Below are 12794 nucleotides of genomic sequence, written 5' to 3' on the forward strand. Positions count from 1 at the left end.
TCACTGGTAGAATGAGTTCCCCGATTGTGTTCCAACTCATCGGCCCCGGATCCATCTCGTCCCTCCCCACACCCACTTCACGACAATGACTCCAGGGCGTCACCAAGTCGAAACGCACGCTAGCCGTGCCTATCATCACCTGCGTCAAAAACTGATCTCGGGCGAATTCAAGCCCGGCACCAGATTGCTGTATGGTCCGATCGGGAAAGAAATCGGCGTGTCCGCTACTCCCGTTCGCGAAGCCGCGGGTCAATTGGCGACCGAAGGCATGGTTGAGCTGGTTCCGCAAATTGGCGCGGTCGTTCGCTCGATCAACGAACCTGAGGTGCAGGAACTTTACGAGGTCCGCAACCTGATTGAACCCTTCGCATCGGCACGTGCTTCCGAACGTTCGACGTCGGAAGATATTCAGCTGATTGCAAAGGAATACAACACGATGCGGGAGTTGGTCGAGCGTCAGAAGCAAACCAATTCGCCGGAAGAAAGCCAAGAGATCGCTTACCAATTCAATCAGGCGGATCACAACTTCCACCTGCGAATCGTCGAAGCGACCGGTAACCACACGCTCGTCCGGACGTCTACCCAGTCCAACATTTTGACTCGAGTGTTTGGTATTTGGATGCATCGCCAAGGTGCCGACGTGATGGAGAACACCTGCAACGAACACGAAAAGATCTTCACGGCCATTCAGAACGGGAATGCCGAAGCGGCGCACGAAGCAGCGTCGAACCACATCCTGAAGGGTCTTCAACTTTCGCTCCAATCTTTTCGCGAAGTTTGATCGCCAACCAATCCCGTGGCAGCAAAGATTGATCCGATTGCGATCATCAAGCATGGGCCGACGACGATTGTCATCAGCTTGTCCATCGGGTTGGCACATCTTTCCCAACCTTCGGGCCAAGCATTGGTTTGAGAAATGGTCATCCACGCGATTGCCACTCCACCTATCGCGAATGCGGTAATGGCCGGCCCGCCGTGCAAGCGAGGCACGGTGACCCCTAGCAAAAACAGCCCGACGATTCCGGCTCCTAAGACACCGGACAATGTCCACCAGACATCAAGCGTGCTGTCGGTCAGACGCACCAGCGCAAGAGCCATCGCCGTCCCCATCGCTCCCCAAGCAACCGTCGACATCCTCAGCACCCCCACGTGCTGGGCATCCGTTGAGTCCTGGCGAAACAGACGCTTGTAAAAGTCGCTCATCACCAGCGTCGCCGATGAGTTCAACGAAGTGGACACCGTGCTCATCGCAGCAGCAAACACGGCGGCGATCAACAAGCCTCGAACACCTTGCGGAAGATTTGCCGCGATGAAATGCGGGAACACCCGATCGCCCAAATCTTCATCTTTCAGCTTGGACGAAGTTTCCAACAAAAGGGTTGAATAATCAGCATCCTCTTTGCTCACACCGTCCTGCATCAACTTTTGCTCGGCCACAATCGTTCGCACCTCGGCGAGGTCCTGCGGATGGCCTTCGTAGTACGCATACAACGACGATCCAATGAAAAGGAACAACGCGCTGACCGGCACATACAACAAAGCCCCGACCCAAACACTCTTAGCCGCTTCTTTGTCAGAACTGGAAGCGATGTAGCGTTGGACATAGCTCTGATCGACGCCAAAATTGCGAAGGTTGTCAAACAAACCGAACGCCAACACAACCCAAATCGTTGGCTTTGACAAAATGAGGAAGGAACTGTCTCCGAGCGAAAACTTCTCGTTCTCGTTTGCCACCGCCAAAACTTCCGCTGGACCACCCGGCATCCCCATCAACAGAATCGCCAGTGCCAACAAGGCCCCCGCCAACAACACAATTGCTTGGATTGCGTCGGCCCAAATCACGGCGACGATCCCGCCGACAAACGAGTACACCGTGACCACGACTCCGGTGCACAGGATGACCACTCGAATGTCCCAACCGAACAACACCGCCATTGGCAGTGCCATCAAGTACATCACAACGCCGATGCGAGCGATCTGATACAGCAAATAGAATCCACTGGCAAACAAACGAGCCCAGAGTCCAAAGCGGCGTTCCAGCAAGGAGTACGCTGACACCTCGCCGCTGCTTCGGTAGAGCGGCAGAAACCATCGCACCGCAATCGCAGCGGCAACGGGGATCGCCAGCGAATACATGAACGCGTTCCAATTGTCGACAAACGCTTTGCCAGGCAGCGCCAGATAACTGATGCTGCTGAGATAAGTCGCGAAGATGGACAACCCACACAACCACCCCGGAAGCGACCGACCACCAGCAGTGAAATCATCAGCGGAACGGTTACGCGCCCAGAAGTAAAACCCAATCGCCATGATCGCGATGAAGTAACCGACTAGGACGGCATAGTCCAAGCCGGTGAATGCCATCGCCGCAATCATAGAATGTCCAGATCACGAAGAATCGCAGCCACTCTCTCCCGCTCAGGTTCAAAGAACCGGTGAAAAGGATCCGCAGGAAGGTCGCTGCAAATTCCTAGCAACGACGCGGCACATTTGGTCGCCTTGATGTGACGAGATGCATACTTGCCCACATCGTAGATGTCTTGGAAACGACGAATCTTCGAAATAGCAGCTTCCGTTTTCGCTGAGTCGTTCGCCGTCAAGCCTTCGTAGCAATCGACAAAGCAACGCGTCATCACGTTGGCGCCGCCGGCCACTCCTCCGTCGCCACCCAACTGATGAGCTTCCGGCAACATGGCCTCGGGACCGATCAAGATTGACCAATCCTCTCGCACCTCATTTCGCAAATCGCACAAACGGCGGAAGTAGTCCAGGTCACCGCTGCTATCTTTGACACCCACGATCGATTGGATCTCAGAAAGCGTCTTCAGAGTTTCGATTTCAAACCAAACCTTGGTCAAACCCGGCATGTTGTACAGCATCAACGGCAACGGAATTTCCGGTGCGATGTTCTGGACGTAAGCGGTCAGCTCCGTTTGTCCTGCCGGAAAATAATAGGGCGTCGTCAGGACCGCTGCGTCCGCTCCCGCATCGGCGGCATGATGGGCGATCGATACCGATTCAACAAATGCCGTGTCCGTCACTCCGACCAACACGGGAACGCGTTTCGCGACCAAGTGAGTTGTGGCGGTGATCAACTCACGGCGCAATCGGTAACTCAAACTGGGCGCCTCACCCGTCGTTCCGAGAATGAAGATTCCTGAAACGCCACCGTCGATGACGTGCTCGATCAAACGCTCCCAACCCTCTTGGTCAAGCTCGTCACGAGCACGCAAAGGAGTGATCAATGGAGGCACGATGCCTTGCAAGCGATTGCCTGCAGTGAACAGACGGGACATATCGCGAGCGTCGGCTATGGGGGAGGAAGATTTCATCTAGTGGGGACAGACGAAAATAGGTGGGAGGTGGGGAGGGGCGAGGCACAAGGCTCAAACGGTGATCGATCGTCCAGTATCGAACGACCGCTCACCGATGACTTTCTTGCGAATCGAAAAGGCCCGATCCGCGAAGAGGGACGATAGCCTAAACGTTCGCGGCGGCGGCCGCATCCACCGACCATCCCTCGCGATAATTTTTGCTCAATAGCGAAGTGGCCTGTTCGTCCCCGGTACAAACCATTTCGGAAGCGTTGAACTTCAATTCGCGACCGCACTGATGTGCGACCGTTCCGAGCAGAACGGTTTCGGTCAATGGCCCGGAGTAATCAAATTGGCAAAGCGGCGTGCCCTGACCGCGAATCGCTTGCATCCATTCCATGTGATGCCCGATCGAGTCGGCGATGCGTGGTGCGGCCGGCTTGAAGTCCGCGAATTTGTCTTTGGGTAGCAGCGTGTAATCGCCATACGTTGCGATCATCATTCCTTTGTCGCCCACAAACAACACGCCGCTGCCGGGCACCGAAATGCCTTCGAGTTCTTTGGGTGATCGATCGCCGTCATACCAAGTCAGATCCAACTCGTCGTGCTTGTCGGTCGCGTCAAAGTGATAGCGAACCTTCAATCCGGTTGGGCAATAGTCATCCGAAGGCGGCGGTCCATCCGCAACGATGCTGGATGGCAAATGCAAACCCAGTGCCCAAAACGGCAAATCAACATAGTGACATCCCATGTCACCGAGTGTGCCAGCACCATACGCACGATAACGACGCCACGAGGCGGGATGCAAACCCGGCGTGTAGGCGATCTTGGGTGCGGGGCCGAGCCAGAGATCCCAATCAACATTGGACGGTGCTTCGCCCTGAGGCTCTGGCAACTCGGTCGCGCCCCAGCCTTTCCCAACCCACACGTGAACTCGGGTGACGTTACCAATCACACCATCCTGAATCATCTCCACGACACGGCGATAGTTTGCACCAGCGTGAATCTGCGTTCCCATCTGAGTCACGACGCCAGCTTCCTTAGCTGCCATTCGAATGGCACGTGCTTCGGCAACGGTATGAGTCAAAGGTTTCTCGCAATACACGTGCAACCCTTTTTCAATCGCACGAATCGTGGCGGGTGCGTGATGGTGATCCGGCGTGCTGATCACCACACCATCTAAATCGTTTTCCTCTCGCAGCATCTCGCGATAGTCGCGATACAACTTTGCTTTCGGAAAACGTTTGCCGGCATCCTTCAAGTAGTTTTCGTCAACATCACAAAGTGCGGTTAGGTTTTGCGATTGCACTCCGGCCAAGTTGGCTGAACCACGATTGGCGACTCCGATGACCGCCAAGTTCAATGGTCGATTGGGGTCGATGTTCTCGGCCGCTTTGGCCGAAGAAACGATCCCGTGTGAAGAGGCGGCTAACCCCAGCGTGGCCCCCGTCCACTGCATCCACCGGCGGCGATCAATGGATGATCCCAGCGGTGGTTGACCAGGACTGGAAATTTGGTCGGAAGCGGACGAGACAACAGAGCGGGCAGGTTTCATCGGTGGTCCTCGTTGAACAATTGCGTTGAGATCGGCTGGACCAAACACCTTCGCCGCCGTGCATGCTCCGAAACCGAACGAGCTGACATTGTAATGTGTAAATTGAGCACCTGTGGCCCTCAGAAAGCCCCTTACCCCGCTGGTGGTGACGAAGGCGTAGGCGACGACATTAAAACGCCTCGCTGGACAAGGACGGGCTCTTTGTCGTCCCAATCAACTTCGCAGGGTTCGCTGGTGGCCACTTCCGAATCACAAATCCCCAACGCCAATCGCATGACCCGTCGATGCTGACGCTGATCATCCACGAAGGGAATGCTGCGATCCAAAGCGACCGGCAAAGCAATCTGCTCATCCTGGTGATAGCAAGCGATTCGGTGCAGCGTCACAACGCGCAACCAATGCCACGGACGCTCCACACGAACGTGCTTGCGACACCAATTCCAATCGGCGAATCGAAGCAACTCGTCTTCCTGAAACAGAAAGCATCGAATGCATTCCTTGCGAACCACGTTTCGGTCTTCGCAAGTCATGCAGAACAACCAAACCTTTCGCGGCATCGACGAAGTCGCAAGCCAACCGGTCAGAATACTGGCGGCATCGTTGAGAATCTCAAAGCCAACACGACCCTCCGTTGGAACGATCGGTGCATTCAACGTTGTCGCGCGAGCCAATTGTCTCAACGTTTCGCGGGCGGATGGATTGTCATAGGCATCGTCGATTGTGCGCCGCGGAGCGACATTGCGAAATAGCAACTGCACCGTTCCGTCCGGTCCTTGATCACCGTCGACGGGCAGCAAATAGTGAGCTTGAAACAGCAGCTCGTCTGAATCGCCGCGACGCAGTCTGTCCAAGTACTTCAATCGCTTGCGAAACAAAACCCACCAGCTGATCGCAATACCAAGCAGCACGCCTGCGGCCTTGCCGACCAATTCCGGAAAGACACGTCGCCACTCCATCTCGGAGAGCCATTCCAGCAAAGCTTCCATCCAACCCATCCACGCGAAAACACTGACCAGCGGCAAACTGCAACCAACAGCTTGCCGGGATAAGTTAGCACAGCGCAAACCAGGCACGGGTTTCGGAGCAATCGAGAATGACAGATCAGGTGCCCTCGATTGGACGCTCGTCTATCATTGCGACATCGAATCATTGGTCCGTCCCCACTCTCATTGTCGCCAATTCATGTCAGCCACTTTTCGCGTCGACGTTTCCAAAGAGCAGTTCATTTTTTCGGCCGCACACTTCATCACTTTCGCGGGCGACATCTGCGAACGTATCCACGGGCACAACTACGGTGTCCGCGTCAGCGTCGAAGGACCACTGGATGAAAATCGATACGTGGTCGACTTCATTGCTCTTCGAGATGCGGTGCTAAAGCAAACGCAAGCACTCGATCACCACGTGATTTTGCCGCGTGACCACAAAGAAATCTTGGTGACGCAAGACGAAACGGAGACAACCGCACGTTTTCGCGAACGCCGCTGGGTGTTCCCCAATGAAGACTGCATCATCATGCCAGTCATCAATACCACGGCCGAAGAAATTGCTCGCGTGATTGCGGAAAACGTTCGCGAACAAACAAAGGAACAATTCGGCAAAGCGTTGTCATCCATCGAAGTGGCGGTCGACGAAAACGCGGGCCAATGGGGCGTTTGCAAATTGCCCTGGAACGAATGATCGCTTCTCAGATCAACCGTTTTGATGCGGCCGCATCAGGCACTCGGTGAGGTGGCACCGTCTCTGGAGACCGATTCACCAATCGCTGGCACGACGATCTGCTTGGGTGCCTTGCCGCCAGGCAGGTCATATCGCTGGGTGGAAGGAACGACCACACCGCAGCTGACGATGAACTGCAATGCTTCATCGATTGTCAAATTCAAATCGATCGCTTCGCTGCGTCGAACGCTGACAGTAAATCCAGTCATTGGCATTGGACTGGTCGGCATCAACACGCTCAACATTGGTTCGCCAGCAGCCTCTGAAATCTCACGCATGCCATTGCCGGTTACAAACCCGAGCGACCAAATACCATCACGTGGATACTGAATCGCGACAACACGGTTGAATTCGATTTGTCGATCATCAAAGGCAAAATCGGTGATTTGTTTGACGCTACCGTAGACCTTGTTGACGATCGGGATCCGCAAAATCGTGGCATCAAAAGTCGTCACAAACCAACGACCAATCCCGCCCGTGAATAAACGCCCCAGGAAATACAGCAGCACAAAGAACACGATCAAAAAGACCGGAACGACCACCGATCGTGGCATGTACTGAAGCTGGACGAAACGGTCCCAATACGCCGTCGCGCTGTTCGGCGGAACCGAATACGGACCAAACGCATCGATCTCGGAATCAACTCGTTGAACCACATACCCGGGCAGATAGCGTCGGCCGGTCGGATCGGGAACGTACGACAACCCTTTGTAGGTAAACCCACGCTGATTCGGCTTACTCAGTGAGCCTTCGGGTGCGTCGTTGATGATCGCGCCTTCGGGTGGACGATCGTACGTTTCACTGACCGCCGGAATCAGAACAAAGCGTCGAATACCAGTTTCAACCGGCAACAAAACGTAATTTTCGATCGCATTCCAAGCCCAAATCAAAACCACGATCGTCAACAATGGTGGCAGAACGACACCCAACCCGCGAACAATCGCGCGGCGAGCCCCACCTTTATGTGGAGCGGATGCATCAGCTTGGACTTCGAGAGGAGTGTCGGTCGATTCAGTCATCGTGCGGGAAAACCGGATGAGAATATCAGTGGAACGATCGCTCGCCAAAAGGACTTCGCTCCGAATGGAGAAGAAGCCATCGTGAAATGGGACGTTGTTTCCGCCGCCGCGTCCAACCACACGACAGACTTTAACACGGAATGCCGATTCACGAACCCGCAAACTCCGCCCAACCGTCCCATTCCAAAGGGATGGATACGGGTTTGGCTTCATTTTTGTGCGTCACGAATCGCCCGAGCGACAACCAGCAGATCGACTCGGGCGGCACCAGCATCTAGCAACACCCGAGAGATTTCATCGGCGGTCGCTCCGGTTGTCATCACATCATCGACCAAAAGAATATGTTCGCCTGCCAAGCGTTTTCTCCATCGTCGACGAACTCGAAAGGCTCCCCGCACGTTTTCGCGACGGGCTGCATCGTCCAACAACGCCTGTTTTTGCACCGAACGCGTGGTTTCTAAAAGCGATCCAAACGAGAAATTCATCTCGCGAGCGAATCGGCTTGCCAGAGATCCTGTCCCGACACCGCCCCGACGAAATTGGCGCCAAAACGGGCTCGCCACGTGAGTGACCAAGGGGGACGACTCCGATCCATCGGAAACCGTTCTCGCCTGAATCGCCGCGTTCTCGCGGTAGCGATCCGCTAATCGAACGGCCAATTCGCGAGCAATCGCGGTATTGCGAGGGTATTTCGCCGCGATGATCGCATGCCGGACGACTTCGTGATAACGATAGACCGCCGTGGCGGTCTCAAATGAAAAAGGTGTTTGACGACGAACGCACTCCTGGCAAGGCAGATCATCCAATTGGCTATCCGCGTCATCGATTGGCCCTGAATCCTCGCTAGCAGACCTTTGCCTATGTCCCGTCGCGGGCCAAGCACATCGCACGCAAGCAGCCTGCATCGACGGGGCGGACTGGACCAAGGAGGTTTCACACAGCCGACAAAAGGATGCGAAGCGCCGCCGGGAGACCAACGGAACCTTGGCTGAACCATCGCGGCCGGATGCGATTCCCGTCAGCTCACCACAAAGAACGCAAACGGGCGGAAAAAGCAGCGGAGCCAGCAATTCGCTGGTGTTTTGCACACTTTCGGTCAAAAAGTCAGAGCTTTTCACAAAATAACTTTGTGTTCCCGCGAACCTTCTGCTGAAATAATCCTCTAACCAGTCAGCGACATCACCACCCCGTACGGGCGGGGACGTTGCATGAAGCGGTCGGTCTCGGGCATGATTCCCTTGACCGGTTCGTGATTGTAACGAATTCGGTGTCCTTACTTTCCGTTTTTGAGCTCCATCACCGCACCGAGAAAATCGGCGCAGGGAGGATTCGATGCGTAACCTGATCTCGACTCAACGTGTTGTCCGCATTTCCCACATCGTGGATGTCATGCGTACCAATGCTGCCGAGACTCTGTGCGTCGTCATCCATACCTGCTCATTGCAGTGGGAGGGCCTCGGTTATCCGGGGTCCAGCGCCCCGGAGCCTCTGGCAGCCAGTTTTGCGGCAATAAAACCCTGGCGGTTTTCATTTGCCACAGACCAAACGTGTCACAGGTCCATGCGATAAGGCCCCAGCCTTTTCCTCGCATTGAACTGAAGCACGCCGCGAAAAGTCTCTGGCACGACTGACCCTCGGGTCACGCCGTCGACTTTTCGTTTGCCGCCCATCGCGTTTCGCGTCGGCAGCGCCCCGCTCGGATCAGAACTTCGCCTGCATCTTCGTCTATCGATCCAATCGATGGCGGAAGTCTCTCAACCAGACTTCTGACAAGAACGTTGTTGCATTGAGCGAAGCAATCTCGTCCGTCCACGGGGCTCGCCGATTGAGCTGATTCACCGATCGGGTTTTCCAACTGGTTTGAAACAATTCAGCAGGCAGCCAATTGGCTGGCCTGAACAGGAAAGTAATCCCGGAACTCCGGGAGGATGGACACCATGAAGATCACCCCTGATTTCACGACCACCGTGTCGCCTAGCGACGGCAACGCAATCGTTCGCAACTCGACTTCCGCATCCGCTTCCGGTCAAACGGTTGCCCAATTAGTGATCGCCGCCCAAGGCGGAGACCAATTGGCATTCGGTGATTTGTTCGAACGCTATCGTCCTGTCATTGTCGCATTGGCAATCAGCCGAGTTCGCAACGTGCACGAGGCCGAAGAATTGACGCAAGACGTTTTCATCCAAGCGATGCAAAAGCTCGATCAACTTCGCGTGCCCGAAGCATTCGGCGGATGGTTGCGTCAAATCGTTCACCGGATGGCAATCAATCGATTCAGCCGGCAACGAACCGCCACCGCGTGCGATCCAGAAACCCTGGAAGCAACTTGCGTGGATGACATCACGCCTGACAACGTGGCTCAAGATCGCGAGCAAGCCGCGGCGGTTCGAAGTGGCATCGCACGTCTGGGAAGTCTGGATCGTCAAACGCTCAACGCGTTCTACCTCGATGGACAATCGTTGATCGAGATGAGCGATGCGTTCGACGCTCCAGTCGGAACGATCAAGCGGCGTCTGCACACCGCGCGACGCCGATTGGCAGAAACACTGCAAGACGAAATGGCGTTTGGGGATTCGGCGGACAACAGCGCCGACGAATCCCCCGCCGTCTTGCCGATGCCGTCGGCTCGTGAACGGTCGGATGACTCGATCGGTGATTCCACCCTGATCGCTCAAGCGGTTTGATGCGAAACGTTTACTCCTTTGCTTCACCGCGTGGTGCGATGGAAACCAAAGACTTCAATTGAGCGGCGACCGACGGTCGTCGCTCTTCTGGGGTAATAAACCTATGTGTCGCGTAACGAAGCGCGAGCGGTGAGGCTGGCTACTCAGTCCATGGTCAACAGTTTCAATCTTGGTGCACCCGGCCCCAGACGCTGAACATACAATCAGCAACCATTGCCTCTGCCCTTCATTTTGCAACTGGATGTGGCCCCCACCCCACTAAAACATTTTTTAAATCTCCGTTGACTCCAATGGAGTAAACCCATCTACTCCCATGGAGAGGTAGCAGTGATTCCAGGATTGGGATCAAAAAACTGTCAATGGAATGGGGCAACTCTTCTCACGAATCTTCAAGCAAGGTTGACGTGATCCGGCGGGATTCGCGAGGTTTTTTGGGGGTCGACTTATACAGTCGATGCCCACGCAACGAGACGGAGTTCCAGGCATGTTGTTACTATCACGAAAACCGGGCGAAGCCATCGTATTCCCAAGCTTGGGAATCACGATCAATGTGACGCGGGCATCTGCAAGAACGGCCACGATCGGAATCGACGCGCCGCCCGAGATTCGCATCCTTCGAAAAGAGCTATGCAACTGGGCAGTTGAAGAAGCCTTTGATGTTGCAAGTTTCGAGCAAAATTTCGGGAACGTGAAGCTCGAACTGCACCAGCTTCGAAATCATTTGAACACGCTGAATTTGGGGCTTCAACTCTATCGCCAGCAAATGGATGCGGGGCTGAAAGAGGCAGCGGACCGAACGTTTTTGAAGGTCATGCATCAACTCGATTGTCTTGAGCGAAACTTCGGAAAGCGCGCCGAAGCCATCGACGCACAGATGGAAAATTTGAACCTCCATAGTTCGGTCAAATTGCTGCTGGTTGAAGACGATGCTGACGAACGTGACTTTTTGGCTGGCATCCTTTCAATGCGTGGCTGCGTTGTCGATTGCGTCGCGAGTGGCAATGCCGCCATCAGCTATCTGAACAGTAACGAATCACCCGATTACGTCCTGCTGGACATGCAGATGGCGGACGGCGATGGTGCCTCGACGATCCGACAATTGCGACAATGCGAAGCGTCAAAGAACATTCGAATCGTTGCGACCAGCGGAAAGTCTCCCTGCGACTATGGAGTCGCGGAAGGTCCAACGGGATTCGATCGCTGGTTTGCAAAGCCACTCAATACGGACGGTCTGCTGCGTTACATCCAATCCGATGAAAACAGCATCAAGCCATTGGCCTGCTAGCCTGGTTTGCAGATCACATCGATTGTCGCCACGAGTTCTCATCGTCACTCGCACTCAAGGTTTGTGTTCAAGAAGCTTGTATTCAAGAATTGCTTTTGAGTCTCATGGACGAGGGTGAAGTACGACAATCGTTTTACTTTGACACAAACCGATCGCGGGTCGCTGAAGCAAGACGCTTCAGTGCCCCGTTAGTTTCAAAATCGACGCCACCGAAATCACTCCTGCTCGATCGAGGTATCGATCAAGCCAAAATTTTCGGCGTGGAATCGCATTAGGTCGACACATCGCTGCTCATAGATCTTCATCGCAGAATGGGGGACCTCCGGAACAACAATGCTTTCGAATGGAATCTCAAGTGATTTCAAGAAGGCCATGTACTCCAGATTATTCTGGTAATTGAAACCTTTGGTCCCGACATAGATCATCCAATCCACCTTTTGCGATTTCTGTTTGGAATACTCCCGAGCCAAATCCCACACATTGTCGCCTTCTGCGAATACCAAGGTTTCTGATTCGCGGCCGCCTGACTCACTGATTTTGCGTTCGGTTTCGTATCCGCCACCGCCTGCGGCTGCACTGCAAAATAGATCCGGGTAGCGAAGCGACAACCGCATCGTCCCACGTCCGCCCTGCGAGAACCCTTCGATTCCACGATGCTCACGATCAGCAATCGTTCGATAAGTTGCATCGATGTGTGGGATCAGTTCTTTGATGAACACGTCCGCACCCTGCTTGGTTGGTTCCTTGGGAATGTTGTAGTGACTGACCGGGCCGCCGTTGACAAAGACGTAGATCATGCCCGGAACTTGGCCTGATTCCATTGCCAAATGCATCTGCGGAACCAAGGCGATCGACTTCGATTCGCTACCCGGTCGCCCGCCATGCAAGTAATAGACAACGGGAAATCGCTTGCCCGCATCACCATCAGAGTATCCCGGCGGCATCAAAATCGCGTACCCGACGTCGCAATTCAGCGATGGGCTTTGAAACGTTGCGTGTTTGAGTGATGGATGTTCCCGTTGCTTTGGAATGGGGTTTACCCACGCGAACGGAGCCGGCTTTTTCTTCTTCGTCTTTCGCGATGCGTTCTTCTTGTTAGCTTCCGATGTCGACTTATCCCCGGACTGCGTCTGAGGTGATCCCGCGAACGAGACGGTTCCCGCGAGCAACGATACACTGAGAACCAAACAGACAACGTGACGCATGAGCAATGTCCAGGGC

Annotated in this window: 11 protein-coding genes; 4 read left to right on the top strand and 7 right to left on the bottom strand. The window is 54.6% G+C overall.

Going from position 1 to position 12794, the window contains the following annotated elements:
• Nucleotides 1-85 precede the first annotated feature (85 nt).
• Nucleotides 86-781 carry a GntR family transcriptional regulator gene (locus RB_RS17990; protein WP_011122007.1) on the top strand — a complete coding sequence of 232 codons (696 nt, stop codon included), beginning with the start codon at nucleotides 86-88 and terminating at the stop codon, nucleotides 779-781.
• Here the strand turns inward: RB_RS17990 and RB_RS17995 are convergent.
• The 4 genes from RB_RS17995 to RB_RS18010 all read right to left on the bottom strand — a co-directional run bounded on the left by RB_RS17995 (nucleotide 748) and on the right by RB_RS18010 (nucleotide 5855).
• Nucleotides 748-2376, bottom strand: a complete 1629-nt coding sequence (locus RB_RS17995; protein WP_011122008.1) for a sodium:solute symporter — start codon at nucleotides 2374-2376, stop codon at nucleotides 748-750. The genes RB_RS17990 and RB_RS17995 overlap by 34 nt on opposite strands.
• On the bottom strand, nucleotides 2373-3296 hold the full coding sequence (locus tag RB_RS18000; RefSeq protein WP_164922178.1) for a dihydrodipicolinate synthase family protein: 924 nt from the start codon (nucleotides 3294-3296) through the stop codon (nucleotides 2373-2375). Before RB_RS18000 ends, RB_RS17995 begins: the two co-directional genes overlap by 4 nt.
• 184 nt (nucleotides 3297-3480) lie before the next feature.
• Nucleotides 3481-4869, bottom strand: coding sequence for a Gfo/Idh/MocA family protein (locus RB_RS18005; protein WP_231845757.1), 1389 nt, complete (start codon nucleotides 4867-4869; stop codon nucleotides 3481-3483).
• A gap of 131 nt (nucleotides 4870-5000) precedes the next feature.
• Entirely contained in the window at nucleotides 5001-5855 is an 855-nt protein-coding gene (locus RB_RS18010) for a hypothetical protein (RefSeq protein ID WP_231845758.1), read from the bottom strand.
• A 196-nt stretch (nucleotides 5856-6051) separates the two neighbouring features.
• On the opposite strand from RB_RS18010, the gene RB_RS18015 reads away from it, so the two are divergent.
• The gene (locus RB_RS18015; protein ID WP_007330217.1) at nucleotides 6052-6546 is read left to right on the top strand and encodes a 6-pyruvoyl trahydropterin synthase family protein; all 495 of its coding nucleotides are present in this window, start codon (nucleotides 6052-6054) and stop codon (nucleotides 6544-6546) included.
• Nucleotides 6547-6581: 35 nt separating this feature from the next.
• Here the strand turns inward: RB_RS18015 and RB_RS18020 are convergent, their stop codons facing one another.
• Both RB_RS18020 and RB_RS18025 read right to left on the bottom strand, forming a co-directional pair.
• Nucleotides 6582-7817 (bottom strand): DUF502 domain-containing protein, encoded by a 1236-nt coding sequence (locus RB_RS18020; protein ID WP_011122013.1) that lies wholly within the window; start codon nucleotides 7815-7817, stop codon nucleotides 6582-6584.
• Nucleotides 7814-8722 carry a ComF family protein gene (locus RB_RS18025; RefSeq protein ID WP_011122014.1) on the bottom strand — a complete coding sequence of 303 codons (909 nt, stop codon included), beginning with the start codon at nucleotides 8720-8722 and terminating at the stop codon, nucleotides 7814-7816. The genes RB_RS18020 and RB_RS18025 overlap by 4 nt, the downstream gene beginning before the upstream one ends.
• Nucleotides 8723-9532: 810 nt before the next feature.
• On the opposite strand from RB_RS18025, the gene RB_RS18030 reads away from it, so the two are divergent.
• Both RB_RS18030 and RB_RS18035 read left to right on the top strand, forming a co-directional pair.
• Nucleotides 9533-10288, top strand: coding sequence for an RNA polymerase sigma factor (locus RB_RS18030; RefSeq protein ID WP_007330213.1), 756 nt, complete (start codon nucleotides 9533-9535; stop codon nucleotides 10286-10288).
• A gap of 484 nt (nucleotides 10289-10772) precedes the next feature.
• A complete protein-coding gene (locus tag RB_RS18035) occupies nucleotides 10773-11573 on the top strand; it encodes a response regulator (protein ID WP_164922179.1) in 801 nt (266 codons plus the stop codon).
• 215 nt (nucleotides 11574-11788) lie between these two features.
• Here the strand turns inward: RB_RS18035 and RB_RS18040 are convergent, their stop codons facing one another.
• The gene (locus RB_RS18040; RefSeq protein WP_164922180.1) at nucleotides 11789-12778 is read right to left on the bottom strand and encodes an alpha/beta hydrolase; all 990 of its coding nucleotides are present in this window, start codon (nucleotides 12776-12778) and stop codon (nucleotides 11789-11791) included.
• Nucleotides 12779-12794 lie beyond the last annotated feature (16 nt).

Source organism: Rhodopirellula baltica SH 1, from assembly GCF_000196115.1.
Taxonomy (GTDB): Bacteria; Planctomycetota; Planctomycetia; order Pirellulales; family Pirellulaceae; genus Rhodopirellula; species Rhodopirellula baltica.

Excerpts from the sequence above, each read along its gene's own strand:
- RB_RS17990 (WP_011122007.1), top strand. The coding sequence starts at position 86 with ATGACTCCAGGGCGTCACCAAGTCGAAACGCACGCTAGCCGTGCCTAT.
- RB_RS17995 (WP_011122008.1), bottom strand. The coding sequence starts at position 2,376 with ATGATTGCGGCGATGGCATTCACCGGCTTGGACTATGCCGTCCTAGTC.
- RB_RS18000 (WP_164922178.1), bottom strand. The coding sequence starts at position 3,296 with ATGTCCCGTCTGTTCACTGCAGGCAATCGCTTGCAAGGCATCGTGCCT.
- RB_RS18005 (WP_231845757.1), bottom strand. The coding sequence starts at position 4,869 with ATGAAACCTGCCCGCTCTGTTGTCTCGTCCGCTTCCGACCAAATTTCC.
- RB_RS18010 (WP_231845758.1), bottom strand. The coding sequence starts at position 5,855 with ATGGAAGCTTTGCTGGAATGGCTCTCCGAGATGGAGTGGCGACGTGTC.
- RB_RS18015 (WP_007330217.1), top strand. The coding sequence starts at position 6,052 with ATGTCAGCCACTTTTCGCGTCGACGTTTCCAAAGAGCAGTTCATTTTT.
- RB_RS18020 (WP_011122013.1), bottom strand. The coding sequence starts at position 7,817 with ATGAAGCCAAACCCGTATCCATCCCTTTGGAATGGGACGGTTGGGCGG.
- RB_RS18030 (WP_007330213.1), top strand. The coding sequence starts at position 9,533 with ATGGACACCATGAAGATCACCCCTGATTTCACGACCACCGTGTCGCCT.
- RB_RS18035 (WP_164922179.1), top strand. The coding sequence starts at position 10,773 with ATGTTGTTACTATCACGAAAACCGGGCGAAGCCATCGTATTCCCAAGC.
- RB_RS18040 (WP_164922180.1), bottom strand. The coding sequence starts at position 12,778 with ATGCGTCACGTTGTCTGTTTGGTTCTCAGTGTATCGTTGCTCGCGGGA.